Origin of the sequence: Neomesorhizobium albiziae (assembly GCF_900114255.1) — a bacterium.
GTDB lineage: Bacteria > Pseudomonadota > Alphaproteobacteria > Rhizobiales > Rhizobiaceae > Neomesorhizobium > Neomesorhizobium albiziae.
In genome coordinates this window covers 299,701-326,516 of record NZ_FOSL01000002.1, presented here as the reverse complement: position 1 = coordinate 326,516, position 26,816 = coordinate 299,701, and the positions used below count along the sequence as shown (strand labels likewise).

The 26,816-nt window shown below is 63.7% G+C and carries 27 protein-coding genes and 1 pseudogene; 20 read left to right on the top strand and 8 right to left on the bottom strand.

Features of this window, described 5'->3' with window-relative positions; all coding sequences use genetic code 11:
- Positions 1-2 precede the first annotated feature (2 nt).
- Complete coding sequence (locus F3H98_RS05160) at positions 3-560, bottom strand: HNH endonuclease (protein WP_149758997.1); 558 nt, start codon at positions 558-560, stop codon at positions 3-5.
- A 129-nt stretch (positions 561-689) separates the two neighbouring features.
- Positions 690-1,331 carry a DNA-3-methyladenine glycosylase family protein gene (locus F3H98_RS05155; RefSeq protein ID WP_149758995.1) on the bottom strand — a complete coding sequence of 214 codons (642 nt, stop codon included), beginning with the start codon at positions 1,329-1,331 and terminating at the stop codon, positions 690-692.
- Between the two features lie 76 nt (positions 1,332-1,407).
- Here F3H98_RS05155 and gluQRS point away from each other — a divergent pair, with 76 nt between their 5' ends.
- Positions 1,408-2,289 (top strand): tRNA glutamyl-Q(34) synthetase GluQRS, encoded by an 882-nt coding sequence (gluQRS, locus tag F3H98_RS05150; protein WP_149759302.1) that lies wholly within the window; start codon positions 1,408-1,410, stop codon positions 2,287-2,289.
- Positions 2,290-2,292: 3 nt separating this feature from the next.
- Here gluQRS and F3H98_RS05145 read toward each other — a convergent pair whose 3' ends face one another.
- Entirely contained in the window at positions 2,293-2,580 is a 288-nt protein-coding gene (locus F3H98_RS05145; protein ID WP_149758993.1) for a hypothetical protein, read from the bottom strand.
- Between the two features lie 156 nt (positions 2,581-2,736).
- On the opposite strand from F3H98_RS05145, the gene F3H98_RS05140 reads away from it, so the two are divergent.
- Entirely contained in the window at positions 2,737-3,633 is an 897-nt protein-coding gene (locus tag F3H98_RS05140; protein ID WP_149758991.1) for a DMT family transporter, read from the top strand.
- A gap of 17 nt (positions 3,634-3,650) precedes the next feature.
- Here F3H98_RS05140 and F3H98_RS05135 read toward each other — a convergent pair whose 3' ends face one another.
- On the bottom strand, positions 3,651-4,502 hold the full coding sequence (locus F3H98_RS05135) for a YihY/virulence factor BrkB family protein (RefSeq protein WP_244621610.1): 852 nt from the start codon (positions 4,500-4,502) through the stop codon (positions 3,651-3,653).
- A 54-nt stretch (positions 4,503-4,556) separates the two neighbouring features.
- Here F3H98_RS05135 and F3H98_RS05130 point away from each other — a divergent pair, with 54 nt between their 5' ends.
- The 10 genes and pseudogenes from F3H98_RS05130 (at position 4,557) to F3H98_RS05085 (ending at position 14,046) form a co-directional block, all read left to right on the top strand.
- Positions 4,557-5,423 (top strand): SDR family oxidoreductase, encoded by an 867-nt coding sequence (locus F3H98_RS05130; RefSeq protein ID WP_149758987.1) that lies wholly within the window; start codon positions 4,557-4,559, stop codon positions 5,421-5,423.
- A 33-nt stretch (positions 5,424-5,456) separates the two neighbouring features.
- Positions 5,457-5,648 (top strand): twin transmembrane helix small protein, encoded by a 192-nt coding sequence (locus F3H98_RS05125; protein ID WP_149758985.1) that lies wholly within the window; start codon positions 5,457-5,459, stop codon positions 5,646-5,648.
- Between the two features lie 15 nt (positions 5,649-5,663).
- The gene (locus F3H98_RS05120) at positions 5,664-6,245 is read left to right on the top strand and encodes a cob(I)yrinic acid a,c-diamide adenosyltransferase (protein WP_149758983.1); all 582 of its coding nucleotides are present in this window, start codon (positions 5,664-5,666) and stop codon (positions 6,243-6,245) included.
- Positions 6,246-6,392: 147 nt separating this feature from the next.
- A pseudogene (locus F3H98_RS05115) lies at positions 6,393-7,164 on the top strand (rhomboid family intramembrane serine protease).
- A 203-nt stretch (positions 7,165-7,367) separates the two neighbouring features.
- A complete protein-coding gene (locus F3H98_RS05110) occupies positions 7,368-8,117 on the top strand; it encodes an electron transfer flavoprotein subunit beta/FixA family protein (RefSeq protein ID WP_149758981.1) in 750 nt (249 codons plus the stop codon).
- 20 nt (positions 8,118-8,137) lie between these two features.
- Entirely contained in the window at positions 8,138-9,067 is a 930-nt protein-coding gene (locus F3H98_RS05105; protein ID WP_149758979.1) for an electron transfer flavoprotein subunit alpha/FixB family protein, read from the top strand.
- Between the two features lie 371 nt (positions 9,068-9,438).
- Positions 9,439-10,320 carry a 3-hydroxybutyryl-CoA dehydrogenase gene (locus F3H98_RS05100; RefSeq protein WP_149758977.1) on the top strand — a complete coding sequence of 294 codons (882 nt, stop codon included), beginning with the start codon at positions 9,439-9,441 and terminating at the stop codon, positions 10,318-10,320.
- Between the two features lie 198 nt (positions 10,321-10,518).
- Positions 10,519-11,451, top strand: a complete 933-nt coding sequence (locus F3H98_RS05095; RefSeq protein ID WP_149758975.1) for a cytochrome c3 family protein — start codon at positions 10,519-10,521, stop codon at positions 11,449-11,451.
- Positions 11,452-11,824: 373 nt separating this feature from the next.
- Positions 11,825-12,532, top strand: a complete 708-nt coding sequence (locus F3H98_RS05090; RefSeq protein WP_149759301.1) for a carbonic anhydrase — start codon at positions 11,825-11,827, stop codon at positions 12,530-12,532.
- Positions 12,529-14,046 (top strand): SulP family inorganic anion transporter, encoded by a 1,518-nt coding sequence (locus F3H98_RS05085; protein WP_149758973.1) that lies wholly within the window; start codon positions 12,529-12,531, stop codon positions 14,044-14,046. Before F3H98_RS05090 ends, F3H98_RS05085 begins: the two co-directional genes overlap by 4 nt.
- A 142-nt stretch (positions 14,047-14,188) precedes the next feature.
- Here the strand turns inward: F3H98_RS05085 and tlpA are convergent, their stop codons facing one another.
- Entirely contained in the window at positions 14,189-14,881 is a 693-nt protein-coding gene (gene tlpA, locus F3H98_RS05080; RefSeq protein WP_149758971.1) for a thiol:disulfide interchange protein TlpA, read from the bottom strand.
- Positions 14,882-14,908: 27 nt separating this feature from the next.
- Between tlpA and argH the strand changes: the two genes are divergently transcribed.
- From argH to lysA, 3 genes are all read left to right on the top strand, one after another.
- Positions 14,909-16,309 (top strand): argininosuccinate lyase, encoded by a 1,401-nt coding sequence (gene argH / locus F3H98_RS05075; protein ID WP_149758969.1) that lies wholly within the window; start codon positions 14,909-14,911, stop codon positions 16,307-16,309.
- Positions 16,310-16,412: 103 nt separating this feature from the next.
- Complete coding sequence (locus tag F3H98_RS05070; RefSeq protein ID WP_149758967.1) at positions 16,413-16,619, top strand: lipoprotein; 207 nt, start codon at positions 16,413-16,415, stop codon at positions 16,617-16,619.
- Between the two features lie 25 nt (positions 16,620-16,644).
- Complete coding sequence (gene lysA / locus F3H98_RS05065; RefSeq protein ID WP_149758964.1) at positions 16,645-17,913, top strand: diaminopimelate decarboxylase; 1,269 nt, start codon at positions 16,645-16,647, stop codon at positions 17,911-17,913.
- A 106-nt stretch (positions 17,914-18,019) separates the two neighbouring features.
- On the opposite strand, the gene F3H98_RS05060 is transcribed toward lysA, so the two are convergent.
- The gene (locus tag F3H98_RS05060) at positions 18,020-18,322 is read right to left on the bottom strand and encodes an ArsR/SmtB family transcription factor (protein WP_149758962.1); all 303 of its coding nucleotides are present in this window, start codon (positions 18,320-18,322) and stop codon (positions 18,020-18,022) included.
- A gap of 51 nt (positions 18,323-18,373) precedes the next feature.
- Here F3H98_RS05060 and F3H98_RS05055 point away from each other — a divergent pair, with 51 nt between their 5' ends.
- Positions 18,374-19,318: a threonine/serine dehydratase gene (locus F3H98_RS05055; protein ID WP_149758960.1), complete on the top strand. Its 945-nt coding sequence runs from the start codon at positions 18,374-18,376 to the stop codon at positions 19,316-19,318.
- A gap of 31 nt (positions 19,319-19,349) precedes the next feature.
- Here F3H98_RS05055 and F3H98_RS05050 read toward each other — a convergent pair whose 3' ends face one another.
- Together F3H98_RS05050 and F3H98_RS05045 are read right to left on the bottom strand one after the other, a co-directional pair.
- Positions 19,350-20,375 carry a fatty acid desaturase gene (locus F3H98_RS05050; protein ID WP_149758958.1) on the bottom strand — a complete coding sequence of 342 codons (1,026 nt, stop codon included), beginning with the start codon at positions 20,373-20,375 and terminating at the stop codon, positions 19,350-19,352.
- Positions 20,376-20,518: 143 nt separating this feature from the next.
- A complete protein-coding gene (locus tag F3H98_RS05045) occupies positions 20,519-20,887 on the bottom strand; it encodes a DsrE family protein (protein ID WP_149758956.1) in 369 nt (122 codons plus the stop codon).
- A gap of 74 nt (positions 20,888-20,961) precedes the next feature.
- Here F3H98_RS05045 and F3H98_RS05040 point away from each other — a divergent pair, with 74 nt between their 5' ends.
- From F3H98_RS05040 to F3H98_RS05025, 4 genes are all read left to right on the top strand, one after another.
- Positions 20,962-21,975: an AraC family transcriptional regulator gene (locus tag F3H98_RS05040; protein ID WP_149759300.1), complete on the top strand. Its 1,014-nt coding sequence runs from the start codon at positions 20,962-20,964 to the stop codon at positions 21,973-21,975.
- 225 nt (positions 21,976-22,200) lie between these two features.
- Positions 22,201-24,792 carry a TIGR02302 family protein gene (locus tag F3H98_RS05035; RefSeq protein WP_149758954.1) on the top strand — a complete coding sequence of 864 codons (2,592 nt, stop codon included), beginning with the start codon at positions 22,201-22,203 and terminating at the stop codon, positions 24,790-24,792.
- 162 nt (positions 24,793-24,954) lie between these two features.
- Positions 24,955-25,611 (top strand): DUF6875 domain-containing protein, encoded by a 657-nt coding sequence (locus F3H98_RS05030; RefSeq protein WP_149758952.1) that lies wholly within the window; start codon positions 24,955-24,957, stop codon positions 25,609-25,611.
- 3 nt (positions 25,612-25,614) lie between these two features.
- Complete coding sequence (locus tag F3H98_RS05025) at positions 25,615-26,805, top strand: GNAT family N-acetyltransferase (RefSeq protein WP_149758950.1); 1,191 nt, start codon at positions 25,615-25,617, stop codon at positions 26,803-26,805.
- Positions 26,806-26,816 lie beyond the last annotated feature (11 nt).

Here is a 26,816-nt window from a genome sequence, read left to right as displayed (position 1 = left end):
CCTTACGGCTCCAGTTCGACGTCCCAGTAGAGATAGTCCATCCAGCTTTCGTGCAGGTAGTTCGGCGGGAAACGCTTGCCGTTGTTGTGCAGGTCGTGGACGGTCGGATGATACGGGCGCTGGATCGGCCACATCTTGGCCTGCGCCGGCAGCAAGCCGCCTTTCCTGAGATTGCAGGGCGAGCAGGCGGCCACGACGTTTTCCCATGTCGTCGCACCGCCGCAATGGCGCGGAATGACATGGTCGAAGGTCAGGTCTTCAGGGGTGCCGCAATACTGGCACTGGAAACGGTCGCGAAGGAATACGTTGAACCGGGTGAAGGCCGGGTTGCGGGACGGTTTGACGTAGGTCTTCAGGCTGACGACGCTTGGCAGCTTCATCGAGAAGGTCGGCGACGACACCGAGTGTTCGTATTCGGCAACGATATGGACCCGGTCGAGGAACACTGCCTTGATGGCGTCCTGCCAGGACCAGAGCGACAGGGGATAATAGCTGAGCGGGCGATAGTCCGCGTTCAGCACGAGCGCTGGAAGCCCATCAGGCGACACTGCGATCGTCACTTAGGCACCTCCTTTGGCTCGCGAAGCGATCGGCGCGGATAGTGTAAGCCCGAGGTGACAGGAATGTGAAGCCGCCACGGCGTTACATCAGCCCCCAAAACACCCTGTTTTTCCGGCTTTTTTACGGTTTCAGGCCGACGGGGCGGCTTCGCGGCCCTTCCATTCGCGGTAGTAGGCCCAAAAAAGCCGCGATGCGACACCGCGCCACGGGGTCCATGATTCGGCCAGCGCGATGAGCTCCTTCTCGCCGGGACGTGATTCGCGGCCGAAGGCATGGCCGACCGCGCTCTGCAGGGCGACGTCGCGGGCGGGAAAGACATCCGGATGGCCGGCGGAAAAAAGCAGGTAGCATTCCGCCGTCCACGGGCCGATGCCGGAGATGGCGGTGAGGCGGGCAATGGCGTCCTTCGCCTCCAGGCCGCAGAGGTGGTGAAGGTCGAGGCCGCCCGCGACCGCCTCGGCGATGGCAAGCAGCGTCTTCTGTTTCGGCCGCGACAACCCGGCCTCGCGGAATATCCCTTCGCCGGCTGCCAACAGGCCTTGCGGCGTCAGCGGGTCGACCAGTTTCGTCAGCCTGCCGAAGATGGCGTCGGCGCTGGCCCGGCTGACCTGCTGCGACACGATGATCGAGGCGAGGCTTTCGAACCCCGGCTCGGTGAGCCGCAGCGGCACCTCGCCAGCCGCTTCCCGCACGCCGGCCAGACGAGGGTCGATGGCGCAAAGCGCGTCAAGGCCGTCGGAAATATCTGCGATCGAACGGATGCGGCGCATGCGAAGCCTTGTTCACGAAGGGAGGGCAAAGTAGCAATCGAGGGCAGTGCCGCACAACCCGATTGCCGCCCCGACGATGACGCTCCTGACATTCCGCTTCGCACCGAGCCCGAACGGCCAGTTGCATCTCGGCCATGCCTATTCGGCGCTGCTCAACCAGGATCTGGCGAGGCAGGCGGGCGGGCGTCTGCTGCTGCGTATCGAGGATATCGATCTCACCCGCTGCACGCCCGAATTCGAGCAGGGGATCTACCGCGACCTCGCATGGCTCGGCATCGTGTGGGAAACGCCGGTGCGCCGGCAATCCGATCATTTCGCCGACTACGAAGCGGCTTTGCAAAAGCTTGTCGCCAAAGACCTCGTCTATCCGGCTTTCATGAGCCGGGGCGAGATCCGCGCGCACATCGTCGAGCATGAAACAGCCGGCAAACCCTGGCCGCGCGATCCCGACGGGACGCCGCTCTATCCCGGGCTGGACAAGGTTCTCTCCCCCGGCGAGCGCCGGCGGAGAATGCACAGCGGCGAACCTTTTGCCTGGCGGCTGGATGTCGAAAAGGCTGTCGCGGCGCTGCCGCCGGGCGGGCTGTCATGGCGGGAGGCCGAAAGGGGAAACTGGGCGGCTGCTCAAGAGGTAAAGGCCGACCCGCAAATGTGGGGCGACGTCATCCTGGCGCGCAAGGACATCCCGACCAGCTATCACCTGTCGGTCGTGGTCGACGACGCCTTACAGGAGGTCAGCCATGTCGTGCGCGGCCGCGACCTCTACCACGCCACCGGGATGCAGCGCCTGTTGCAGGCGCATCTCGGCCTGCCCGCGCCGCTCTACCTCCACCACAGGCTGATCGATGGCCCGGACGGGCGCAAGCTCGCCAAGAGCAACCGTGACACCGGGCTTTCCGCCTTGCGGGAAAATGGCGCGACGCCGGCGGACATCAGGCGGATGGTCGGGCTCGGCTGATCGTCATAATCGCGCCAGCGCCGCCTTGACGAGCGCCAGGGCCGCGAGCGTGACGAACGCCCCGGCCATGCCTGTAACGACGGCGAAACCGAGGCTCGTCATGCGGATGCCGTGGACGTTGGCGATCAGAACGGCCGCGAAGAAACCGCCGGTGATGAGCAGCATGTTGCCGAACGGTCCGAAACCGTCGTCGGCCATGATGGCATCCATGATCAGTCCGAAGAGAAAAGACATGACCGTCACGGAGGCGACGGCCATCATAAGCCAGGCTGTATCGAGCTTCCAAAGCATGTCCGGTCCTTTCGAAACCTGACACGTCAAAGCCCCTGAACCCCACCCCGGTTCAATACCGCTCAGGATAAGGATCAAATTGTTTCGCTTTGCTTACCCGGTTGAACGGCATTAGAGCGAAACGCTTCGTTTTCCCTTTACTCCCGGTTTCTTCCCATGACATCGCCAGCACCGCTCATTCCAGCTCTCTTCGTCGTGCTCTGGGCGACCGGGTTCATTGGCGCGCGTTACGCGATGCCCTGGGCGGAGCCCTTCACGTTCCTCGCCGCCCGCTTCCTCCTGGCTTTTGCCCTTCTGGCGGCAGTGCTTCTTTTTAGCCGCCACCGCCATGCGAGCCGAAGAGGCATCGTCAATGCGATGGCCGCGGGCGCGCTGATGCACGGCGTCTATCTCGGCGGCATTTTCTGGGCGATCCACAAGGGCATGCCGGCCGGCATTTCCGCCCTGATCGTCGGATTGCAGCCGCTGATCACCGCCGTGCTGGCCGGCAAGCTGCTCGGCGAAAGGATACTGCCGCGCCACTGGCTGGGCCTTGTCATCGGCTTCGTCGGCGTCATCGTTGTCCTGTCGCCAAAATTCGGCTCGCTGGGCAGCGGCATCACCGCGGCGACGCTGGCGGCGGCGGTTATGGCGGTGATAGCGATGAGCCTCGGCACCGTGCTGCAGAAACGCTGGGGGTCGCGAACCGACATGGTGACCGGCACCGTTTATCAGTATCTCGGCGCCGGCATCGTCATGGCCGTGGGTTCGCTGTTGTTCGAGACCCGCACCGTCACCATCAATGGCGAGTTGATCTTCGCCATGGCCTGGCTGGTGCTGGTGCTGTCGATCGGTGCGATTTTCCTGTTGATGTATCTCATCCGCGAGGGCGAGATGTCGAAGGTAGCCTCGCTGTTCTACCTGGTACCCGCCGTCACCGCGGTCATTGCATGGGTACTGTTCGGCGAGACGTTGACCCTCGTCCAGATAGTCGGCATGGCGCTGACCACGTTCGGCGTCGGCCTGGCCACGGCTCAAGGGTCATCGGCAAGGCGCCCGGCGCACGCTGCCTAGATGTTGAGACTTCGCATCTAGGCGCCGACGCGGGCACGCGCGTCGAGATATCGCTTGATCGCGGCATTGAACTCGCCGCCGACAATGAAGATCAGCGACATGATGTAGAGGAAGACCACCGCGATCATGATCGAGGCGAGCCCGGCATAGGTGGTCACGTAGTTCGAGAAATTGTCGAGATAGGTGGCGAAGATCGTCGAGCCGGCAAGCCAGGCCGCCAGCGTGAAGATGATGCCGGGGACGATGTCGACGAAGCGCCTTTTCCCGGCCGGCAGCCAGAAATGCACGGCGATCAGGCCGAGCACGATGACGGTCGAGGCGATGACGAACCGCCACAGAGTGATGGTTCCCATATAGGGTTCGATCCAGTCGAACTGCGCCTCGGCCAGGCGTGCAAGCAGCGGCGCGAACACCAGGAGCACGCTGATCGCCACGAAGGCGATGGTGGCCAACACAACGAAAGCAAGGCTCTGCACGCGGCGGTAGATGATCGAGCGCGTTTCGGTGACGCGGTATGCTCGGTTGAGCGAAGTCCGCAACGCCTCGATGCCGTTGGAGGCGAAGAAGGCCGCGAGCACCACGCCAAACGTCAGGAGGTCGCCGCGCTGCACGGTCAGCACGTTGACGACCTCGCGCGCGATGGGTTCGGCGATCTGGTCCGGCCAGGTGTCGAAGACGAGATGCACGGCGGTTTCCGAAAACGCCTGTGCGCCGAGAAAGCTCGCCAGCGTCGTCGCGAAGATCAGGAACGGAAACAGCGCCATCAGGGCGCTGATCGCCAGATGGCTGGCCATCGACCACCCGTCGTCGTCGTTGAAATGACCGAGTGCATCGAACAGCACGCGCCGTATCGCGACGATCTTGCGCACCCCATCTCCTTCCAATTGTTTCCCGGCCGCGAATATGGGAAGTGATTGCGGCAAATGGCAAGCGTAACCGGTACCACGAATCTCCACCCGAAAGGGTTGCGCACAATCATCGTCACCGGGGCCTCTTCGGGCATCGGTGCGCATTGCGCCCGTGCGCTGAAAAGCGATGGCTGGCGGGTATTCGCCACGGCGCGCAAGCCGCAGGACATAGCCACGCTTGAGGCGGAAGGCATTGAAGCCTTCTATCTCGACTACAGCGAGCCGGCTTCGATCGCCAGCCTGGTCGACGCGGTGTTCGAGCGCACGGGCGGCAGGCTGGACGCGCTTTACAACAACGGCGCCTATGCGCAAGCCGGTGCTGTCGAAGACCTGCCCGCCGAGGCGCTCAGGACGCAATTCGAGGCGAATTTCTTCGGCTGGCACGACCTGACCCGTCGCGTCGTACCGGTAATGCGGGCGCAAGGGCACGGCCGCATCGTCCACTGCTCGTCGATCCTCGGCCTGACACCGGTGAAGTTTCGCGGCGCCTATGCGGCTTCCAAACATGCGCTCGAAGGGCTGATGCTGTGCATGCGCATGGAACTCGCGGGCTCCGGCATCCACGTCGCGTTGATCGAGCCGGGACCGGTGGAATCGAAGATCGCCTCGAACGTCCTGTTCTGGTTCGAGAAGAACATCGACCACGAGAATTCCGTCCACCGTGCCGAGTACCAGACGCAACTTGCCAGGCTACGCGGCGGCGGCTCAAAGTCGCGACTCAAGCTGAAGCCGGACGCGGTTTATGCGGTATTGCGCCACGCCCTGCTGTCGCCGCGCCCCAGACCGCATTATGTTGTCACCCTGCCGGCAAGGATCGGCGTGTTCTTAAAGCGCATTCTGCCGGCTTCGGCACTCTACCGGATCTTGTCGAAGCAGGGCTGAACGGCCCGGACGGAACCGGATCAGGAAGGATCCATGTCGACAGTATTCAACATCCTCGCCATCCTCGTGATGGTCGCCGTGGTGATCGTCCTGATCCGCGGCCTCGCCAACATGTTGCGCGGCGGTTCCGGCAACACATCCAACAAGCTGATGCAGATGCGGGTGCTGCTGCAGTTCATCGCGCTGGTGCTGATCCTCCTGGCGTTCTATTTCAATCGCGGCTGACCGGACGGGGGAGGCATGGTCAAGCTCAACAAGATCTACACGCGCACCGGCGACGACGGCACCACCGGGCTCGGCACCGGCGAGCGCCGGCTGAAATCCGACCTTCGCGTCGACGCCTACGGCACCGTCGACGAAGCCAATGCCTGCATCGGCCTGGCGCGCGTGCACACCGGCAAGCAGTATCCCGAAATCGACACCATGCTAGGCCGCATCCAGAACGACCTTTTCGATCTCGGCGCCGATCTGGCAACGCCCGACGCCGGCAGGGATCTCGGCTACGAGCCGCTGCGCATCGTCGCCTCGCAGGTGAAGCGCGTCGAAACCGACATCGACCTTCTCAACAAAGACCTGCAGCCGCTGCGCTCCTTCGTGCTTTCCGGCGGCTCACCAGCCTCGGCGGCACTACATCTGGCCCGCACCGTCGCGCGCCGTGCCGAGCGCATCATGGTCGCGCTTGCTCAGGACCCGGCCGAGCACGTCAATCGCGAAGGGCTGAAATACATCAACCGCGTCTCGGATTTTCTGTTCGTCGCCGCCCGCACGGTCAATGACAACGGAAACGCCGATGTGTTATGGGTGCCCGGCAAGAACCGCTGAGAAGACATTTTAATAATTCTACTCTGGCGGGCATCTGACGCAGTTTTCTCCGCTTCCGGTGCTCACGGAAAACCACGCCACCTGCCTCACCAGAGCGAATTCTCAAAAGGCTTCTTTAGATACTGCCGGAGGAGCGGCGGAGAAAAAATGTTCATCCCGCTCCACGACGTCAACAGCCTGAAATATATCAAGCTGCAATATGTCACCTTCGGTCTGATCGCCGCGAATGTGATCGTCTATCTCCTCACCTCCATCGGTCCTCAAAGCTTCCATGAGGCGACGCTGATCGGCTTCGGCTACATTCCATCGGTGGTCTTCGGACATCGCGGAACTGCCGCCGGAATATGCCTACATTCCCGAGGATTTCACCTTTCTGACCTATTCCTTCCTGCATGGCGACATTTTCCATCTCGGCGGCAACATGCTGTTCCTCTGGGTGTTCGGCGACAATGTCGAGGACGCGCTGGGGCATTTCCGGTTCCTGCTCTTCTACCTGCTGTGTGCGGCGGGCGGGGCGCTGGTGCATGGACTGATCGCACCGGATTCGCAGAGCCCGCTCATCGGCGCCTCCGGCGCCATCGCCGGCGTGGTCACCGCCTATCTGATCCTGCATCCGCGTGTATGGATCTGGGTGCTGGTTTTTGCCCGCATCCCGCTCCCCCTGCCGGCCTATATCGCTCTGGTGCTGTGGATCGTGTTCCAGTTCCTGATGTTCCTGGCAGGCGGCGACGACCAGATATCGTGGGCTTGCCATATCGGCGGCATCGTCACCGGCGCCATTCTCGTGCTGATCCTGAAGCGCCGCGACCAGCCTGTGCTCGACCGCGAGATCGTCACGCCGCGCTCGGTCATGGTCGATCAGCCAAGCGCCGTACAGCCTGTCGAGGCACAGCCGGCGCCGCGCTGGGGCCGCCAATAATTCAACCGATTCGTGCCGCGCGCGGATATTGACGTTCACGTCACTCATCACTACGGTCCCGCGCGTTTCCAAGGCCCGTGCGGGCTGGAAGCGCGCATGCCAACGACCCTTTTTCCGTCAAGTATGTCGGCATTCGACAAGCTGGGCGGCCGCGGCGCTGCTATAGCGCGCTCAAAATTTCCGTCGAAGAGGTGAGAAACTCGATGAAAGTTCTGGTTCCTGTCAAACGGGTGGTCGACTACAACGTGAAGATCCGGGTGAAATCGGATGGATCGGGCGTCGAACTTGCCAATGTGAAGATGTCGATGAACCCGTTCGACGAGATCGCGGTGGAAGAGGCGATCCGTCTCAAGGAAGCCGGCAAGGTCGAAGAGATCGTCGTGGTTTCGATCGGCCCGCAGCAGGCGCAGGAAACGCTGCGCACCGCGCTCGCCATGGGCGCCGATCGTGCCATCCTGGTCAAGACCGACGAACTGGTCGAGCCGCTCGGCGTCGCCAAGGTGCTGAAGGGCGTCGTCGACGCCGAGAAGCCCAGCCTGGTCATCCTCGGCAAGCAGGCGATCGACGACGACGCCAACCAGACCGGCCAGATGCTGGCGGCACTGCTGGGCTGGAGCCAGGGCACCTTTGCCTCGAAGGTCGTCGTCGAAGGCGACAAGGCCAAGGTGACACGCGAAGTCGACGGCGGCCTGCAGACGGTCGAGCTCAAGATGCCGGCGATCGTCACCACCGATCTTCGCCTCAACCAGCCGCGCTATGCCTCGCTGCCCAACATCATGAAGGCGAAGAAGAAGCCGCTGGACGAAAAGACCGCGGCCGATTTCGGCGCCGACCTGACCCCGCGCCTGAAAGTGGTCAAGACCGAGGAGCCGGGCGGCCGCAAGGCGGGCGTCAAGGTGAAGACGGTGGCCGAACTGGTCGACAAGCTCAAGAACGAAGCCGGCGTTTTGTAAGGCTGGGAAGGGATAAGAAAATGGCTATTCTTCTGATCGCCGAGCACGACAACGCATCCGTTTCCGACCAGACCGCCAAGGCGCTCTCGGCCGCCCTCAAGATCGGCGGCGATGTCGATATCCTGGTGGCCGGCAAGGGCGCCAAGGCTGCCGCCGACGCCGCCGCGAAGCTGAAGGGCGCGCGCAAGGTGCTGCTGGCCGAGGCCGACGAGCTCGCCGAGCGGTTGGCCGAGCCGGTGGCCGCACTGGTCGTGTCGCTGGCCGGCAACTACGACACCATCGTCGCGCCGGCGACGACCATGGGCAAGAACGTGACGCCACGCGTCGCCGCCCTGCTCGACGTCATGCAGGTCTCGGAAATCATCGAAGTGGTTTCGGCCGACACCTTCAAGCGGCCGATCTATGCCGGCAACGCCATCCAGACGGTGCAGGCAACCGACAAGACCAAGGTGATCACCGTGCGCACGGCGTCGTTCCAGGCGGCGGGCGAAGGCGGTTCGGCTGCGGTCGATACCGTCAGCGCGGCCGCCAATCCGGGCCTTTCCTCGTTTGTCGAGAACCGCCTGTCGGAAAGCGACCGCCCGGAGCTCACCTCGGCCAAGATCATCATCTCGGGCGGCCGTGCGCTCGGCTCCTCGGAGAAGTTCCAGGAGGTCATCCTGCCGGTGGCCGACAAGCTGGGTGCAGCCGTCGGCGCCAGCCGCGCCGCGGTCGATGCCGGCTATGCGCCGAACGACTGGCAGGTCGGCCAGACCGGCAAGGTGGTGGCGCCCGATCTCTACATCGCGGTCGGCATCTCCGGCGCCATCCAGCACCTCGCCGGCATGAAGGACTCCAAGGTCATCGTCGCCATCAACAAGGACGAGGAAGCGCCGATCTTCCAGGTGGCGGACTACGGCCTCGTCGGCGACCTCTTTGTCGTTCTGCCGGAACTCGAAAAGGCGCTGTAAGGCGCTCGACGTTCATTGCTTCAAACGAATGGCCGGTCAGTCCCTGACCGGCCATTCGTTTATTGTTTGTAGGTCATCAGGATCGTCAGCCGCATGCCATCCATTGTGGCGATCTGCATCGGCGATCATCCCAGCGATCTTCTGTCATGACTATACTGTTGTTTGAGCCGGCGAGTAACCCCGAACAAAACAACTGGCGCCACTAGGATTTGCAAGACTTTGCGGCATGCGAAACGCGCCAGATCGTGCATTTTGACTTTCATGCGGACTGTGCGCAAAATCCAAAAGAGCGGGGGTAGACGAAACTGCCTCGCTCTCTTAGTTTGCACTGCAACAAAATTGGGCGAACCGCCTAAGACGGGATCAGTGTAATGGCCGCAACGATCGAAACAGTCGGCATCGTCGGTGCCGGGCAGATGGGCAGCGGCATTGCCCATGTCGCCGCGCTCGCCGGCTACAATGTGCTGCTCTACGATCTCTCGCCCGAGCAGATCGAGAAGGGCATGGCCACCGTAAGCGGCAACATGGCGCGCCAGGTGAGCCACGGCAAGCTCGAGGAGAAGGACCGCAAGGCAGCGACCGCCCGCATCTCCGCCGCGCCGAAGATGGAAGACCTCGCCGGCGCCGACCTCGTCATCGAAGCGGCAACCGAAGACGAGACGGTGAAGCGCAAGATCTATGCGCAGCTCTGCCCGGTGCTGAACCCGGAAGCGATCCTTGCCACCAACACCTCGTCCATCTCGATCACCAGGCTGGCGGCGCAGACCGACCGGCCGGAGCGTTTCATCGGCATCCACTTCATGAACCCGGTGCCGGTGATGAAGCTGGTCGAACTGGTGCGCGGCATTGCCACCGAGGACGCGACTTTCGAAGTGGCCAGGAACTTCGTGCAGAAGCTCGACAAGACGGCGACCGTCGCGGAGGATTTTCCGGCCTTCATCGTCAACCGCATCCTTCTGCCGATGATCAACGAGGCGATCTACACGCTTTACGAGGGCGTCGGTTCGGTCGATTCCATCGACACCGCGATGCGCCTCGGCGCCAACCACCCGATGGGGCCGCTGCAGCTCGCCGACTTCATCGGCCTCGACACCTGCCTGTCGATCATGCAGGTGCTGCATGACGGGCTGTCGGATTCGAAATATCGCCCGTGCCCGTTGCTGGTGAAATATGTCGAGGCGGGTTGGCTCGGCAGAAAAACCGGCCGCGGTTTCTACGACTATCGCGGCGAGCACCCGGTGCCGACGCGCTGATCTGCCGGCCCCCTAGGCACTCCATAGGAACAGGTTCCAGCCGGCTATTTAATGCATGTCGCCCGAAAGTGTCCTCGGTTTCGGGAGAGACGACATGCATAAACAAGGAACTACAGCGCGACCGCCGAATCCCATTCGGCGCGACACGTTGTAGGCAGGACAAAGGTCCTATCGACCGCTGAACAGGCTTTCGGCATCATGCCACCCGGCGCGCCGGGGCTTTTCAGCGAGATGCAGCGGTTCCTCCGATACGGATTTCATCTCGGCCTTGCCTTCCTCGTCACGGCCGGCATTGCGGTGGCGCTGCAGCCGACGGATGCCATCTGGTGGGCCGTCCGTGTACCGGGACTGGCCGCGCTGCTCCTGACCGCAGCCGCACTAGCCTCACCGCCGTTTCCGCTGGAGCCTGCCTGGCACCGTTGGCTGGGTTGGCTGGCCGCCGCCGGCCTCGGATTGCACATCGTCTTGGCAATCGGCCTGGAGCCGGAATTGTGGCAATGGCTCTCGCCCGCCATTCCGGTGGAGATCGTATTCGGCCTCACCGGCGCCGCAGCACTCTTTCTTACGCTTGCGCTGCGGCGCTCCCGCACCCTGCGGCTGCGGCTGGGCCCCTTTGCGGCACTGGGCCTGCACCGGATCGCCGGCATTGTGGGCTGCACGGCCGGTGCGGCCCATGTCGTGCTCGCCGCCGGGGCAGGCATCGGCCCGGCCCTCCTGTTCTCGGGCGGCATCGTCGCGGTCCTTGCGTCGGGCCTCAGTCGCGAGGGACATGTGCTTGCCGTCGTGCTGCTGCTGATGGCAGCCATCGCCGCCCTGCTCACCATGGGTCCATTGTCGGAAATGCGGCTCGCCAGCTTGCGCACTTCGCCGATCGACCACGCCGGTTTCCTGCATGCCGATCATACCAAGGTGACCTGCGTCACCTGCCACCACAACTTCGTTGACCGGACCGGCAAGGAGAATTGCCTCCCGTGCCACAAGCGCCTGGGCAGAAGCGAAGCCATGCGGGTGGACCGGATGTTCCATGCCTTCTGCGGCGAATGCCACAGGGACGACAAACGCGCCGGCCGGACGACGGGTCCGATCGACGACTGCATGGGTTGCCACGGGCCGCGTGCGATCGGCTGGTGATGGCCGTGCTGCCTCGAGTTGGTTTTCCGCCGCGCCCATTTTCATATCGCGCAGCTTCCATATCGTTCATCGCGGCGCACTTCATCTCATTTGCCGCAATCACCCAATCGCCAACAATTTAAGCATTACAAATATTATGTTTTAGTGAAATTGCATAATTTAAATAAAACATGAGTCTTCGATAATTTTTTGCTTTGTACTGATATAAAATAACCTGCGTTACGGTATACTATTTCATAACATTACATTCTTTTAATCCACTATGACGTCATAAAAACCTCTGTTTATTGACACGAATCGATATTAAAGCGACCGCCTGCCGCGACATCGGTTTGGGGCAGGATCCACTGAATCAACAATGATCGAGGTAAAGATGGTCGAGGTTATCGAACGCATATTCAGTTTCGAAAAGAAGGTCTTTCTAAGCAACCTTGAGCTCTATGGGCGGTTGGCAAGGCATGGACAAAGCCCCCAGGCGCTCATCATAGCTTGCGCGGATTCCCGTATCGCCCCCGAACATATCATGCAGGCTGAGCCGGGGGATCTGTTCGTAACCCGCAACGTTGGCAACATCGTTCCGCCGTTTTCCCAAGCCAACGGCGGCGTCACCTCGGTGGTCGAATATGCCGTTACCGCGCTGGGGGTCCGTGACATCGTTGTCTGCGGTCATTCCGATTGCGGTGCAATGAAGGCGCTGGCCCGCCCCGAAGCGCTCGCCCAGATGCCGAATGTTTCCGCTTGGCTGCGCCATGCCGAAGCCGCCCGCAAAGTGGTGGACGAGCTCGATCCCGGGCTCGACGACAAGGCGCGCCTTCATGCCGTGGCTCTGGAGAACATCAATGTCCAGCTCACCCAGTTGAAGACGCATCCGTCGGTGGCGGCAGCGATCGCGCAGGGACGATTGGCGCTGCATGGCTGGTTCGTCGACATCCACGCCGGCGAAATCTTGGCTCTGAATGCTGAAAACGGCGCCTTCGTTGCCGTTCGCGAAGGCAACACCTTGCCCGTGGCCATGCCGCGGCGTAGTCCGCGCGCCCTGTCTTCCGGCCGGCAGGCCGCCGGGGCGGAGTTGCGCGCATGAAGCTTCCGATTGCACCCCAGTTCGGCCGCGATTTCACCGCCTCGATCGTCGTATTGCTCGTGGCCTTGCCCCTGTGTATGGGCATCGCCATAGCGTCCGGCGTTCCGGCCGAGAAGGGACTGATCACCGGCATTGTCGGCGGCCTCGTGGTTGGCATGCTGGCCGGCTCGCCGCTCCAGGTCTCGGGCCCGGCCGCAGGCCTGGCCGTGGTCGTCTTCCAGATCGTCCGCGACTTCGGCCTGACCGGCCTTGCCGTCATCCTGACCCTCGCCGGGCTGATCCAGCTTATCGCCGGCGTCCTGCGCCTGGGCGGCTGGTTCCGCGCCATATCGCCATCGGTCGTGCATGGCATGCTCGCCGGCATCGGCGTACTCATCGTCGTCAGCCAACTGCAGATTCTGTTCGGCCACAAACCTCAACCCAGCGGTATCGAGAACCTGCTTGAACTGCCTCTCGATTTGCTCGGCTTGATGGCTGGCAAGCTGTCCAGCAGTAGCGGGTCGGTCGTAGCCACCCTGTGCGTAGGCCTGCTCACCATCATCGGCATGCTCGGTTGGGAACGCTTGCGCCCCGCTGCCCTGAAACCCGTTCCCGGAGCGCTGGTCGGCGTGCTCGCCGCGACGGTGCTGGTGTCGGCAGCCGGTCTCGGCGTCGAGACAATCAACGTTCCCGCTTCGATCCTATCGACGTTGTCGCTGCCTGATGCCGCGGGCTTCGTGCAGATGCTCAGCCCGGCAGTTGTCATAATGGCGCTTGCCCTTGCATTCATCGCCAGCGCCGAGACCTTGCTGTCGGCGGCGGCGGTCGATCGCATGCACGATGGCGTGCGGACCGATTACGACAAGGAATTGCGGGCCCAGGGTATCGGCAATTTCCTGTGCGGCATTCTCGGCGCCATCCCGATGACGGGCGTGATCGTGCGCAGTTCCGCCAATGTCCAGGCCGGGGCGGCGACGAGGCTCTCCACCATCCTGCACGGAGCCTGGATCCTCGCCCTGGTCGTGTTGTTTCCAGGGCTTTTGAGCCTGATCCCGATGGCCTCGCTGGCCGGCGTGCTGGTGGTCACGGGCTGGCGCCTGGTCGACGTGAACCATGTAACGCACCTCAAAAAGGCCTACGGTCTGTTGCCGGCGCTGATCTGGTCGGCCACATTGATTGCAGTCGTCGTTGCCGATCTTCTCACCGGAGTGCTCGTGGGCATTGCCTTGTCGCTGGTCGAGCTGATTCCGCACCGGCGCCGGTTGTCATTGCGCATCGATGAGGAGCAGCGGGACGGCAAGCACGAGATTGCGTTGATCGGGCGGGCGACCTTTATTACCTTGCCAAAACTCTATCGTGTCTTCGACGCGATACCGGCAAGCGCCTCCCTGAAACTCGATCTGGAGCGTCTTACCCATATCGATCACAGCTGTGCCGAGATGCTGCGGGATTGGGTGCAACGACGCAAGGCGCGCGGGGCCTCGACGCATCTCGTCGGCGGCGAGGACCGGATAGCCCTCCACAGCGCAACCTGATTGCAATCAAGAGCGGTTCACGATTCCCAAAAAATCGTGGACTGCTCCACCTCTTTGTTTTGTCGTGGTTGCGAACCGCAAACCACTGCGCATTTTTCTGGAGCGCTCCAGGTGGCTCTACCCGCGCATGCCCTTGCCGCCGTCATTGGCCCGCAAGCGTTCCCACCAGCCTTTTGGCGTCTTCCCCGGCCCATTCGGCCGGGCCGTTCATGTGGCCGAGCAGGCAGCCCTCGGTATCGACCAACAGCGTCACCGGCAGGCCCAGAGCCAGGCCGCGCTTCTTCAGTTCGTTGAACAGGTCGAGCGTGTTGTCGCGGTAGTAACCAAGGCTCCTGATGCCGATCTCGTCGAGGAACTTTTTCGGTTTCACATCGTCGCCGGTATCGACATTGACGGCGACGACCTCGAATCTGTCGCTGCCGAGTTCCTTCTGCAGCGTATCCAGCGCCGGCATCTCGGCACGGCATGGCGCGCACCATGTTGCCCAGAGATTGACCAGCAGCGCCTTGCCGGAGAGCTTGGCAACTGTCATCGGCGTCCCGTCGGGCGCATTGAAGGCAAGCGTCTTGACGGATTGCGGCGGGTTGGCGGCGAGCACTGCGGCAACCTCGCCGGTGGCGGCTTCGCCCACGGCCTTCGCCTTGTCTGATTTGGCGGCACAGGCGGCGACATCGGCGTCGTTGACCGTCCTGGCGACCGCCGGTTGCGGCGGCGGGGCGTTGCCAGACGGGGGGCCGCTGACATATACCGCGACCGCGCCGGCAACGGTGCCGGCAAGCGCGGCCATCACCACCAGCCGCCAGGCCGGAAAGAGTTTGCTTTTTCCATCTGCCATTTCATTCTCCGGGGATCGGATATCACGATGAGCGACAAGAAGGCCAGCAACGCTATGTGGGGCGGACGTTTTGCCTCGGGTCCGGCCGCCATCATGGAAGCCATCAACGCTTCGATCTCATTCGACAAAAAACTCTATGCGCAGGACATCGCCGGCTCGATCGCGCACAGCGAGATGCTGGCCGAACAAGGCATCATTTCGGCGGCCGATCAAAAACAAATCGCTCACGGGCTGAACACGATCCTGTCAGAGATCGAGAGCGGCACGTTCGAGTTCTCGACACGGCTGGAAGACATCCACATGAACGTCGAGGCGCGCCTCGCCGAGCTGATCGGCCCGGCCGCCGGACGGCTGCACACGGCGCGCTCGCGCAACGACCAGGTGGCGGTGGATTTCCGGCTGTGGGTGAAGGCCGAAGCGCTGCGCACCGCGGAAGCACTGAAGAAGCTGATCGCAGCCTTCCTTGACAAGGCTGAGGAGCATTCCGAGACCGTGATGCCGGGCTTCACCCATATGCAGACGGCGCAGCCGGTGACCTTCGGCCATCACGCGATGGCCTATGTCGAGATGTTTTCCCGCGATCTCTCCCGCGTGCGCGACGCCATCGAGCGCATGGACGAAAGCCCGCTGGGCGCTGCGGCGCTGGCCGGCACCGGTTTCCCGATCGATCGGCACATGACGGCCAAGGCGCTCGGCTTCCGCGAGCCGACAAGGAACTCGCTGGACAGCGTTTCTGACCGCGATTTCGCACTGGAATTTCTGTCGCTCGCGGCGATCTGCGCGACACACCTGTCGCGGCTGGCCGAAGAGATCGTCATCTGGTCGACGCCGCAATTCGGCTTCGTGCGGCTGTCGGATTCCTACTCCACCGGCTCCTCGATCATGCCGCAGAAAAAGAACCCGGACGCGGCGGAACTGATCCGCGCCAAGACGGGCAGGGTGAACGGCCACCTGATCGGCCTCCTGACTGTGATGAAAGGCCTGCCGCTGACCTATTCCAAGGACATGCAGGAAGACAAGGAAGCGGTGTTCGACGCCGCCGAGACGCTGGAGCTGATGCTGGCTGCGATGGCCGGCATGGTGACGGACATGAGCATCAACGCCGAGGCGATGAAACGCGCTGCCGGCTCCGGTTATGCGACCGCGACCGACCTTGCCGACTGGCTGGTGCGCGAGGCCGGCCTGCCATTCCGCGAGGCGCATCACGTCACTGGCAAGGCGGTGGCGCTGGCCGAGGCAAGGAAGATCGGGCTGGAGGAACTGCCGCTGGCCGAATTGCAGAAGCTCAATGCCGCGATCACCGCCGACGTGTATTCCGTGTTGACGGTGGAGAAATCGGTCCAGAGCCGCACCAGCTTCGGCGGCACCGCCCCAGAGCAAGTGAAGAAGCAGGTCGCCTACTGGCGCGAGCGGCTGGCGAAGGCTTGAATCTGCGGCTGCCGCAACTCCACAGATCTGTTGAAAAACCGGTTTCCAGCTCTCGCGGACATGCGCTACTACAGGCGAACGAATTTTCAGGGATGATCGATCGATGACGGGCAGGCTCTTCGCGGCACTGGTGGTTCTCGCCGCACTCGGCGTGGTGGCGGGCTGCGGCCGCAAATCGGGCCTCGATACGCCCTATCAGGCGGCCGTCGACGCGCGCAAGGAAGCCGAGAAGGCGAAGCAGCCGCTGCCGCCGGAACCGACGCCGCCGGTTCAGGACAAGCGTTTCATCCTCGACGGCCTGCTCGAATAATATGTAACTGCCGGACCTGACCCCCGTGAACCATTTCGACTACCGCGACGGCGTGCTTTTCGCCGAGGACGTGGCCCTGCCTGAGATCGCCGCAGCGGTCGGCACGCCGTTCTACTGCTACTCCACGGCGACGCTGACCAGGCATTACAACGTCTACGCCAAGGCATTCGCCGAGCTTGACGCGCTGGTCTGCTACGCGCTGAAGGCGAATTCCAACCAGGCCGTGCTGAAGACGCTGGCAAAGCTCGGCGCCGGCGCCGACGTGGTTTCGGAGGGCGAGTTGCGTCGGGCGCTTGCCGCCGGCGTGCCGGCGAAGAAGATCGTCTTCTCGGGCGTCGGCAAGACTGCGCGGGAGATGGATTTCGCGCTTGCCGCCGGCATCCATTGTTTCAACGTCGAATCCGAGCCGGAACTGGAGCTTTTGTCGGCGCGAGCGGTTGCCGCGGGCAAGGTGGCGCCGGTGTCGCTGCGCATCAATCCGGATGTCGACGCCAAGACCCACAAGAAGATCTCCACCGGCAAGGCCGAGAACAAGTTCGGTGTGCCATGGCAAAGGGCCCGCGAGGTCTACCGCCGGATGGCCGAACTGCCGGGCATCAAGGCGATCGGCATCGACACGCATATCGGCAGCCAGATCACCGACCTCCAGCCTTATGACGACGCCTACAAGCTGCTGGCCGAACTCGCCGATACGCTGAGGGCCGACGGCCACGCCATCGAACATGTCGATCTCGGCGGCGGCCTGGGCATCCCCTACAAGACCGACAACAATCCGCCGCCGCTGCCCGACGCCTATGCGGCGATCGTCAAGAAGCACATGTCGAAGCTCGGGCTGAAGGTGATCTTCGAGCCGGGGAGAATGATCGTCGGCAACGCCGGCATCCTTGTCTCGGAAGTCATCTACCTCAAGGAAGGCGATGCCAAGAACTTCGTCATCGTCGACGCGGCGATGAACGACCTGATCCGGCCGACGCTTTACGACGCTTTCCATGAAATCCGCCCGGTGGTGCAGCCGCCGCACGACGCTGCGCGCATCAGGGCCGATGTGGTGGGGCCGGTCTGCGAGACCGGCGATTATCTCGGCCAGGACCGCGACCTGCCCAGGCTGAACTCGGGCGACCTGATCGCCGTCTCGACGGCAGGGGCTTATGGAGCGGTGCAGTCAGGCACCTACAACTCGCGGCTTTTGATCCCGGAAGTGCTGGTCAACGGCGACCGCTTCGCGGTGGTGCGGGAACGCCGGACCTATGAAGAGCTGATCGGGCTGGATACGCTGCCGGACTGGCTGGACTGAGGAACTGGCAGGCGGCAGCGGTCGCCTATGTCCGCAGCCGAGATTTGGCGCGTTCCATGAAGCGGTCGTAGTCAAATGATTCCATTTGGCTGCAAAATGCTCTAGCTCAAAGCGTCTCGTGAAGCAGCGCCTTCACAGCGCCGATCCTGTCGTCGTCGCGCCGGTAGAAGACCCATTGCTTGATGCGCTTCGAACGCACCAGCCCGGCGTGCGAGAGAACCCGCATGTGTTCACTGAGCGTTGCCGGCGTGATGCCGAGCTTTTCGGCGATCAGCAGTGCGCAGACGCCATCCTCGACGAGGTCTCCGTCGGCCTGCGCCCGGAAATGCGCGCGCGGGTTCTTGAGCCACTCCAGAATTTGCAGCCGGCGCTCGTTGGCGAGCGCTTTCAGGACATCGACCTCTTGCATTCTGGTATTTTGCCAAGTTACTAAATAATGTCAATTCGCGGAGGACGATCCATGACCGTCGAGTTCCAGATCACCGGAGAGCGCATCGCCGGGACCGAGGCTCTGATCCGGCCGCATATCCGGCACACGCCGGTGCTGCGCGTCGACATGGCGGATTTCGGCCGCGCCGCACTGCCCGTCGATCTCAAACTGGAACTCTTCCAGCATTCCGGTTCGTTCAAGGCGCGCGGCGCCTTCGCCAATCTCCTGACGCGGGAAATCCCAGGGGCAGGCGTGGTTGCCGCGTCCGGCGGCAACCATGGTGCTGCGGTGGCCTATGCGGCGATGCGGCTCGGCGTGCCGGCGGCGATCTTCGTGCCGGAAGTGTCGCCCAAGGCCAAGACCGACCGTATCCGCAGCTACGGCGCCGAGCTTGTCATTGGCGGCCAGCTATATGCCGAGGCGCTTGCCGCCAGCGAAGCCCGCGCCACCGGGACCGGCGCCCTGCAGATACATGCTTTCAACCAGCCGGAAACCCTGCTCGGCCAGGGCACGCTCGGCAAGGAGATCGAAGCCGACCTGCCGGACATCGACACGCTGCTGGTGGCGGTCGGCGGCGGTGGGCTGATCGGCGGCATCGCCGGCTGGTTCGCCGGGCGCGTCCGCATCGTCGCCGTAGAGCCGGAAGAAGCCCCGACGCTGCACCGCGCCCTGGAAGCGGGCGAACCGGTCGATGCGCCGGCCGGCGGCATCGCTGCCGATTCGCTGGCGCCCAAACGCGTCGGCACGCTGATGTTTCCGGTCGCGCAGGCCTTCGTGGAACGCTCCGTGCTGGTCAGCGACGAGGATATCGCCGCCGCGCAACAGGCGCTGTGGGACAATGTCAGGGTGGTCGCCGAGCCCGGCGGCGCGGCTGCCTTTGCCGCGCTGCTTTCCGGAAAATACATTCCCGCGCCGGGCGAACGCGTCGCCGTCCTGGTCTGCGGCGGCAACACCACCGCGGTGAAGTTCGGCTAGTGCGTGATCCTGAAAAGCGGGAACCGGCTTTCTAGGCCAGTGCCCGTGCTTCGCGGAAAGAAACAAGCCTGCCCCGGCTTTCGTCCCACAGGACGAGTTTCACGCAGCGCAGGCTATCCATGATGGTGATGCGGCCGACATTGCCGAGTTCGGGATAGTCGCGCAGCACTTCGGGCAGCCGGTAATAAGGCACGCGGCTCGACAGGTGGTGGACATGATGGATGCCGATGTTGCCGGTCAGCCATTTGAGCACGCCCGGAAGGTCGTAATGCGACGAGCCGTGCAACGCGGCTTGCTGGAACTCCCATTCGGGGCCTTGCGCCCAATGTGTTTCCTCGAACTGGTGCTGCACGTAGAACAGCCAGATGCCGGCAGCGCCCGCCAGCGTGACGATCGGCAGATGCACCAGCAGGAACGGCACGGGGCCGATCAGCCAGATCAGGACGGCCGCCAGGGTTGCGATGGCAAGGTTGGTGGCCATGGTCGAAACCCAAGGCTGCATGCCGGCCCGCATCATGCCGAAGGGCAGCCGCTGCTTGATGATGAAAAGCCATACCGGGCCGATGCCGAACATCACCGCCGGATGCCGGTAGAACCGGTAGCCGAGACGGCCCCAGCGCGACAGCGCCCGATATTCGGCGACGGTCAGCGTGGTGATGTCGCCGACACCGCGTTCATCGAGATTGCCGGCCGTCGCATGATGCGCGGCGTGGGCGCGGCGCCAGTAGTCGTAAGGTGTCAGCGTCAGAACGCCGATCGCCCGCCCGATCCAGTCGTCGGCGTGGCGGTGGGCGAAGAACGAGCCGTGGCCGCAATCGTGCTGGATCATGAACAGGCGCAGCAGGAAGCCGGCGGCGGGCACGATCAGCAGCAGTCCCCACCAGAAACCGTAGTGCACCGCAGCCCATGACAGTGCCCAGAGCGCGGCGAAGGGCACCACCGTCACCGCCAGCTCGAAGGCGCTGCGGCCACGGTGCGGCTTGCGGTAGTTGGATAGGATTTTTGGCCAGTGGCGAGTTGTGGGCGGTGTCGCGGAATCGTGGGAAGCTGTTACCATCCGCGACACTAGTCCGCCCGAACCCGCGCGCTCAAGCAAATTCCAGACGATATTACAGTCCGTGATAATCGGCCGCAGTTCTCCGAATGCGAGGCACCATCCGTCAAGCAGAAAGGCAAATGATCGCGAGCGTCTCCCGCGGATCAGAACGACAGCGTCGCCGCGCCCTCCTTGATTTCGGCATGCATGGCGCTGGCGCCGACGATGATGACGCCGTCGAGCAGGTCGGCCTGCTCGTAGCCGCGGGATTTCACGCAGGGCGGGCATGCCCAGATGACGCCGCCGCGCTTCTGGAAATCCTCGATCAGTGCCGCAAGCGGCTCCAGCGGCGCCACCTGGGTCAGGCGCTGACCGCCCTTGCGGACCAGGTCGATTGCCGTGCTGGTCAGGAACATGGATACCTTGAGGCCGGCGGTAAGGCCGCCATTGGCGATGGTGAAGGCCACCGAGGACAGTTCCGAATCAATACCCCTTGTGACCAGGACCACAAGTTTGTCGGTTGCAGCTTGCATTGTAGTATTCTCCGCGTGTTCGATTGCGATACGGAACTGAATAAGCCACCGGGGAAAAACCGTCTTTGGCTGGGCTGCCGAAAGAATTGACCGAAAATCCGATCCGCACCGATGCCGATGCAGTGGCGCAGCGGGATCTGTTGTCCGACGTGCTGCGCACGATCAGGCTTTCCGGCTCCTTGCAGTTCTGCTTCACCGCGACCGGCGCCTGGCAGACGGATGCAGCGCCGTCGCTTGCCCGATTGATGGGGAATGCAGGCAATACGATGCCTTTTCATATCGTGGCCGAAGGAGCCTGCTGGATGAGAATCGGTGACCGGGAACTGGTGCTTGCCGAAGGCGACGTCATCGCTTTCCCCTTCGGCACCGGCCATCAGCTCGGCGCCGGCGACGGCGGCAAGCTGGTCACGCCCGTGCAGGACCTGCCGCCCAAACCGTGGCGGGAGATTCCCGTGCTGCACTATGGCGACGGACAGCAACGGGTGCGGTTGCTGTGCGGGTTTCTGCGCAGCGACGGCATGAATTTTCGCCCTCTCAGGGAAGCCCTGCCCCAGACCCTGCACGTGCGCACGCGCGACTCGGGCGCTGCCGCCTGGCTGAATGCGACGATCGGCCAGATCGTGGCTGAAGTGGACAGCCCGCGCACGGGCGGGCTTTCCATGCTGGAACGGCTGACCGAAATCATCTTCATCGAACTGCTCCGGCATCAGATCTGCAGCGCGCAGCCGGGCTCGACCGGCTGGCTGGCAGCCCTCGCCGATCCGCCGCTCGGGCGCTGCCTTTCGCTCATTCACAACGATCCCGGCCACGACTGGTCCGTCCCGGCTCTCTCCACCGCCTCGGGTTTGTCGAGGAGCACGCTGGCCGAGCGTTTCGAAACGGTGCTCGACACGTCGCCAATGCGTTATGTGCGCGACTGGCGGCTTTGCCTGGCCAGCATGGCGCTGAGCACGACGGCCAAGGGCATTGCCGCTATCGCCCACGAGGCGGGATATGGCACCGAGGCGGCTTTCAACCGTGCATTCTCGCGCACTTACGGTGCGCCCCCGGCTGCCTGGCGAAGCGCGCGGCGCGGTCAGACGGCGTGACGGAATTCATCCGGCCGAAAGCATGATGAACAGCGATATCTCCATAACCCATTCTTCGCGTTGATCTTTCCGGCTTGACCGAACTGGATTGCCAGTCCGATTTTCGGACCGATGCGGTAGCTGCGCGCTTCACGTTTTTGTCAGCGCCTCGCCTTTGCCGCGTTTGCTGTTATTCTTCGAGTCGTGGAGGCGGCGCCATTCCGCGCCGTCCGCCTGGAAAGGCCGATGACAGAGACGCCGACCGTCAGCAGCAATCGCGGATTTGCCGGGCGCCTGAAGCGCACGCGCTTTGCCACGCGGGCAGCGATGATGCTGGAGCGGTTGTGGCCGCTGGCGCTGCCTTTCGTCGTCATCGTCAGCCTGTTCCTCTCGCTGTCGTGGCTCGGGGTCTTCCGCGAGGTTGCGGACGCGGTGCGGCTGCCGCTCGCCGTTCTGTTCGCCGGGGGAGCCCTTGCCGCGCTCTACCCCTTGCGCTTTTTCCGCAGCCCGACCACAGCCGAAATCGACCGCCGCATCGAGCGTGCCAATCAGCTTCCGCATACGCCTGTGCTGGTGCAGACCGACCGGCTGACTGGCAAGGACGACAGCTTCGGCCAGGCATTATGGCAGGAACATCAGCGCCGCATGGCCGAAAGGCTGGGCAGCATGCATGGCGACCTGCCGCGCACAACGGTGCCCGAACGCGACCCGTGGGCGTTGCGCGCCGTCGCGGCACTTGTCTTCGTCGCTGCGTTCGCCTTTTCGCTTGGGCCTCTCGGTGGCAGCATCACCGACGCATTCCGTGCGCATGTGGCGCGCGACGTCATTCCGGCGCGCATCGATGCGTGGGTGACGCCGCCCGCCTACACCGGCAAGCCGCCGGTGTTCCTGACCGCGGACGCTACGCAGCCGTCGCCCGTATACACGGTTCCGGAAGGCAGCGATGTCGCGCTGCGCATCACCGGCGGTTCGGGTGACGAGACCCTCGGCTATACCGATCCGAACGGCAACACCCGCGACCTGGCGCCCAACGCGCCAGCGCAGCCGGACCAGGCCAAGCCGGCGGCCGTCGCGCCCGGAGCGCCGCGGCAGTTTGCCGGCAAGCTCAACAGCGACGGCGTTCTCGCCCTCAGCGCGGGCGAGCAGGAACTCGCCAAATGGTCGTTTTCGGTGATCCCCGACAAGGCGCCGGAAATCCGCTTTGCCGGTGAACCCAAGCGCGCCGTCAACGGCACGCTGGAACTGAACTACGAAATCGTCGACGACTACGGCGCGGTTTCGGCCACGACCGAATTCGTGCTCGAGGAGCCGCAGAAGCCCGGCGCCCGCCCGCTTTACCCCACCCCGGAAATGCCGCTCAGCCTGCCCCGCAAGGGTGCTGAAAACGGTGCTGCGAAAACCAGCCGCGACCTGACCGAACACCCATGGGCAGGCGCCCGGGTGAAGCTGACTCTCAAGGCGACCGACGCCGCCGGCCAGGAGGCGCGCAGCGAGACCAAGACCATCACGCTGCCGGAGCGGCCGTTCACCAACCCGCTCGCCAGGGCGGTGGTGGAGCAGCGCCAGATCCTGGCGCTCGACGCCAACCGAAAGCCGCATGTGCTCGAGTTGATGAACGGCGTCACGCTGCGGCCAGAGGACACTTTCGAGAACCTGTCCCACTACCTGGTCATCATGAGCGCCATGACGCGGCTGAAGATGGCTGGCAACGACGACGCGTTGCGCGGTGTCGCCTCCTATCTGTGGGAGATCGCGCTCGGCATCGAGGACGGCGATCTTTCCGCCGCCGAGAGGCGGTTGCGGCAGGCACAGGAGGCGTTGCGGCAGGCGCTCGAGAACGGCGCCAGCGACGAGGAGATCGACAAGCTGATGCAGGAGCTGCGCCAGGCGATGAACGAATTCCTGCGCGAATTCGCCGAGCGCATGCAGCAGAACCCGAATATGGCGCGCCAGATGCCGCCCAACGCCGAAATGCTGCGCGAGAGCGACCTGCAGCGCATGCTCGACCAGATCGAGAACCTGGCGAAGTCCGGCTCGCGCGACCAGGCGCAGGAACTGCTGTCGCAGTTGCAGGACATGATGAACAACCTGCAGGCGGCGCGTCCGCAACAGGGTCAGCAGGGCCAGGACGGCCAGCAGACCGAAATGAACAAGCAGATGAACAAGCTCGGCGAGATCATGCGGCGCCAGCAGGAGATGATGAATGAGACCTTCCGCCTGGACCAGATGCAGCGCGGTGAGCGCGAGCGTGGCGAAAACCGCGGCGAGCAGCAGGGCCAGGAAGGGCAGCAGGGACAACAGCCGGGCGAGCAGGGACAACAGGGCCAGCCGATGACGCCCGAGGAATTCGCCGAGGCCATGAAGCAGCTTCAGGAAGGCCAGGGCCAGTTGCGCAGCGAGCTCGAAGGCCTGACCAAGGGACTGGAAGGCATGGGCATCCAGCCGGGCGAAGGGTTCGGCGAGGCGGGCGAGGCGATGGGCGAGGCCGGCAAGGCGCTCGGCGACTCGCAGGGCGAACGCGCCGTCGGCGAGCAGGGCCGTGCGCTGGAAGCGCTGCGCCGCGGCGCCCAGGACATGATGCAGCAGATGCAGCAGGCAATGCAGGGCGATCAGGGCGGCTCCGAACAGGGCGGCCGCCAGCAGAACGCTGACCGCGACCCGCTCGGGCGTCCGCGCGCCACGACCGGCCCGGACTTCAACGACTCGGTCAAGGTGCCGGACGAGATCGACGTGCAGCGGGCCCGCCAGATCCTCGACGCCATCCGCAAGCGGCTCGGCAACGCGCTGAGCCCGGCTCTGGAAAAAGACTATCTCGAGCGCCTGCTGGAGCTGAAATAAACCTGCCCATCTGCCGCGGATTTTTCGGTGGGCTGCGACCGGCCTTCCAATCCTAACCCCTCATAAACCATAAGCCGCTGAAACGCGGGCATTTTGCAACGTGCAATTGTTCCGTAAGCCTGAACTGCTACGCGAAGAATCGAGAAACCACGGGGCGCGGTCATGGCGGACGACGCGGCGTTAAGAACGGCAGCGGCTGACGGCGATTTGCTGACGGTACGCGAGGCGCATGAACAGGTGAGCGCGTCGGGCGGGGCCGGCACACCCCTGCGCACCTTGCTCGACTGGGTGGAGAACTACCTGATGGCCAACCATCCCGATCTCGGCCGCACCGGAGCGGTCTGCCCCTTTACCAAGCAGGCGGCCAGGATCGACACTGTGCGCCTGGGCATTTCGCAGGCGGCCGCTGAGGACGAGGAAAAGGCCTATGCGCTGATCCGCGACGGATTTGCCGCGCTGGAAAGAATCCCGAGCAAGCCCGCCATGCGCCACTTCCGCACGGTCATTGTCGGTTTCCCCGGCTGCAACGGCGAGCAGGGCGTCGCCATGCTGAAGCGGGTACAGCGGCGCTTGCGCTTCCACTCGCTGAGCCGCGGCAAGATGATCGGCATGATGCATGCCACATCGGAAGACCCTGGCTTGTGGAACCCGGATTTCCGCCCGCTGCGCTCGCCTATTCCGGTGCTGGCGATCCGGCATATGGTGGAGCAGGACGCACCGTTCGCCGCCAAGCATCCGCCACTGATGGTGTTTTACCTCATGAAATTTCCGCTGGCCGGGCTGAAGCGACTCTGGACCTATATGAGAACCGGCGGCTGAGCGATGACCCGCCCGGCAAGACTGGTTGCGGTCGAACGGCCTTCCGTCGCGCAAGACGGCGAGAACGGCGATCTCGATATCGCCGTGATCACGAGCAGCCAGGGCTTTGCAGCGCTGCGCGAGGAATGGACGGCACTTTTCGAGCGCGCGGCCAGGCCGCAGCAGGTCTTCCAGAACTTCGTCTTCCTCGACCATTGGGCGCGGCATTATCTCGACGGGCGCATGACGCTCTCCATCGTCACCGGCCGCCGGTCCGGCAGGCTGGTCGTGGTGTGGCCGCTCGTCCGGCGCAGGCGGGCCGGCATAGACACGCTGGCCTTCATGGGCGCGCCGGTGGCGCAGTTCAGCGATCTTCTGCTCGACAGTGACGACCCGGATGCGGACCGATGGCTGAATGCCGGCTGGTTGGCGGTCAGGGACCTGGGCGCGGATCTGCTCGAGGCCCCCAAGGTGCGCGCCGATTCCACATTTGCCCGCTGCCCTGCGAGCGTCGAAGCTATCACCTTCGACCGCCAGCAAGCGCCGTTCGCCGATCTGTCGGTACGGGTCGGTCCAGATGGGCCGGCCGCCGTCTATTCGGCCAAGGAGCGCTCCAACCACCGCCGGCATCTGCGACGCCTCGCCGAACGCGGCGAGATTGTCTTTCGCGACCATCTTCCAGGCCCGGAAGCGGCGGAACTGGCCGACAGGGCCGTTGTCCTGAAACGCGAATGGCTGAGCCGAGGCTCGATCCTGTCGCCGACAGTCGCCGATCCGCGTTTTGCGGCATTCTTCCGCGACATCGCGGGCGACGGGGCGCATTCCTCGCCGTTGCGCGTCTCGGTGATCGAATGCGGCGGCAGTCCGGTCGGCATCGACCTTTCCTTCGACTGCAAGGGGGGCGCCTTCGGTCATGTGATCGCCATCGACCCCGGTTACGAGCGCGAAGGCGTCGGCGGCATTCTGGTACACCGGGTTCTTGCCAATGCGCGCCGCCGTGGCAATGCGGTGTTCGACCTGCTTGCCCCGGCCGACCCCTATAAGATGCAGCACGCCGACGGATCGACATCCGTGGAAGACATGCTGGTGCCTTTTACGGTGAAGGGCCGGCTTTACGCGGAATTCGTGCGGCGCCTGAAGCCAACGATGAAAAAAGCCGCGCGGCTGTTGCCGGCGCGGCTCATTCAGCCAGTCGCCTCCCGCTTGCGGCGGTGACGCCGTTCGTA

Coding starts and splice junctions, on each gene's coding strand:
- F3H98_RS05095 (WP_149758975.1), top strand. CDS start 10,519: ATGCCACCCGGCGCGCCGGGGCTTTTCAGCGAGATGCAGCGGTTCCTC.
- F3H98_RS05090 (WP_149759301.1), top strand. CDS start 11,825: ATGGTCGAGGTTATCGAACGCATATTCAGTTTCGAAAAGAAGGTCTTT.
- tlpA (WP_149758971.1), bottom strand. CDS start 14,881: ATGGCAGATGGAAAAAGCAAACTCTTTCCGGCCTGGCGGCTGGTGGTG.
- F3H98_RS05085 (WP_149758973.1), top strand. CDS start 12,529: ATGAAGCTTCCGATTGCACCCCAGTTCGGCCGCGATTTCACCGCCTCG.
- F3H98_RS05030 (WP_149758952.1), top strand. CDS start 24,955: ATGGCGGACGACGCGGCGTTAAGAACGGCAGCGGCTGACGGCGATTTG.
- argH (WP_149758969.1), top strand. CDS start 14,909: ATGAGCGACAAGAAGGCCAGCAACGCTATGTGGGGCGGACGTTTTGCC.
- gluQRS (WP_149759302.1), top strand. CDS start 1,408: ATGACGCTCCTGACATTCCGCTTCGCACCGAGCCCGAACGGCCAGTTG.
- F3H98_RS05130 (WP_149758987.1), top strand. CDS start 4,557: ATGGCAAGCGTAACCGGTACCACGAATCTCCACCCGAAAGGGTTGCGC.
- F3H98_RS05035 (WP_149758954.1), top strand. CDS start 22,201: ATGACAGAGACGCCGACCGTCAGCAGCAATCGCGGATTTGCCGGGCGC.
- F3H98_RS05120 (WP_149758983.1), top strand. CDS start 5,664: ATGGTCAAGCTCAACAAGATCTACACGCGCACCGGCGACGACGGCACC.
- F3H98_RS05140 (WP_149758991.1), top strand. CDS start 2,737: ATGACATCGCCAGCACCGCTCATTCCAGCTCTCTTCGTCGTGCTCTGG.
- F3H98_RS05155 (WP_149758995.1), bottom strand. CDS start 1,331: ATGCGCCGCATCCGTTCGATCGCAGATATTTCCGACGGCCTTGACGCG.
- F3H98_RS05025 (WP_149758950.1), top strand. CDS start 25,615: ATGACCCGCCCGGCAAGACTGGTTGCGGTCGAACGGCCTTCCGTCGCG.
- F3H98_RS05045 (WP_149758956.1), bottom strand. CDS start 20,887: ATGCAAGCTGCAACCGACAAACTTGTGGTCCTGGTCACAAGGGGTATT.
- F3H98_RS05055 (WP_149758960.1), top strand. CDS start 18,374: ATGACCGTCGAGTTCCAGATCACCGGAGAGCGCATCGCCGGGACCGAG.
- F3H98_RS05145 (WP_149758993.1), bottom strand. CDS start 2,580: ATGCTTTGGAAGCTCGATACAGCCTGGCTTATGATGGCCGTCGCCTCC.
- F3H98_RS05060 (WP_149758962.1), bottom strand. CDS start 18,322: ATGCAAGAGGTCGATGTCCTGAAAGCGCTCGCCAACGAGCGCCGGCTG.
- F3H98_RS05105 (WP_149758979.1), top strand. CDS start 8,138: ATGGCTATTCTTCTGATCGCCGAGCACGACAACGCATCCGTTTCCGAC.
- F3H98_RS05100 (WP_149758977.1), top strand. CDS start 9,439: ATGGCCGCAACGATCGAAACAGTCGGCATCGTCGGTGCCGGGCAGATG.
- F3H98_RS05050 (WP_149758958.1), bottom strand. CDS start 20,375: ATGGTAACAGCTTCCCACGATTCCGCGACACCGCCCACAACTCGCCAC.
- F3H98_RS05125 (WP_149758985.1), top strand. CDS start 5,457: ATGTCGACAGTATTCAACATCCTCGCCATCCTCGTGATGGTCGCCGTG.
- F3H98_RS05070 (WP_149758967.1), top strand. CDS start 16,413: ATGACGGGCAGGCTCTTCGCGGCACTGGTGGTTCTCGCCGCACTCGGC.
- F3H98_RS05110 (WP_149758981.1), top strand. CDS start 7,368: ATGAAAGTTCTGGTTCCTGTCAAACGGGTGGTCGACTACAACGTGAAG.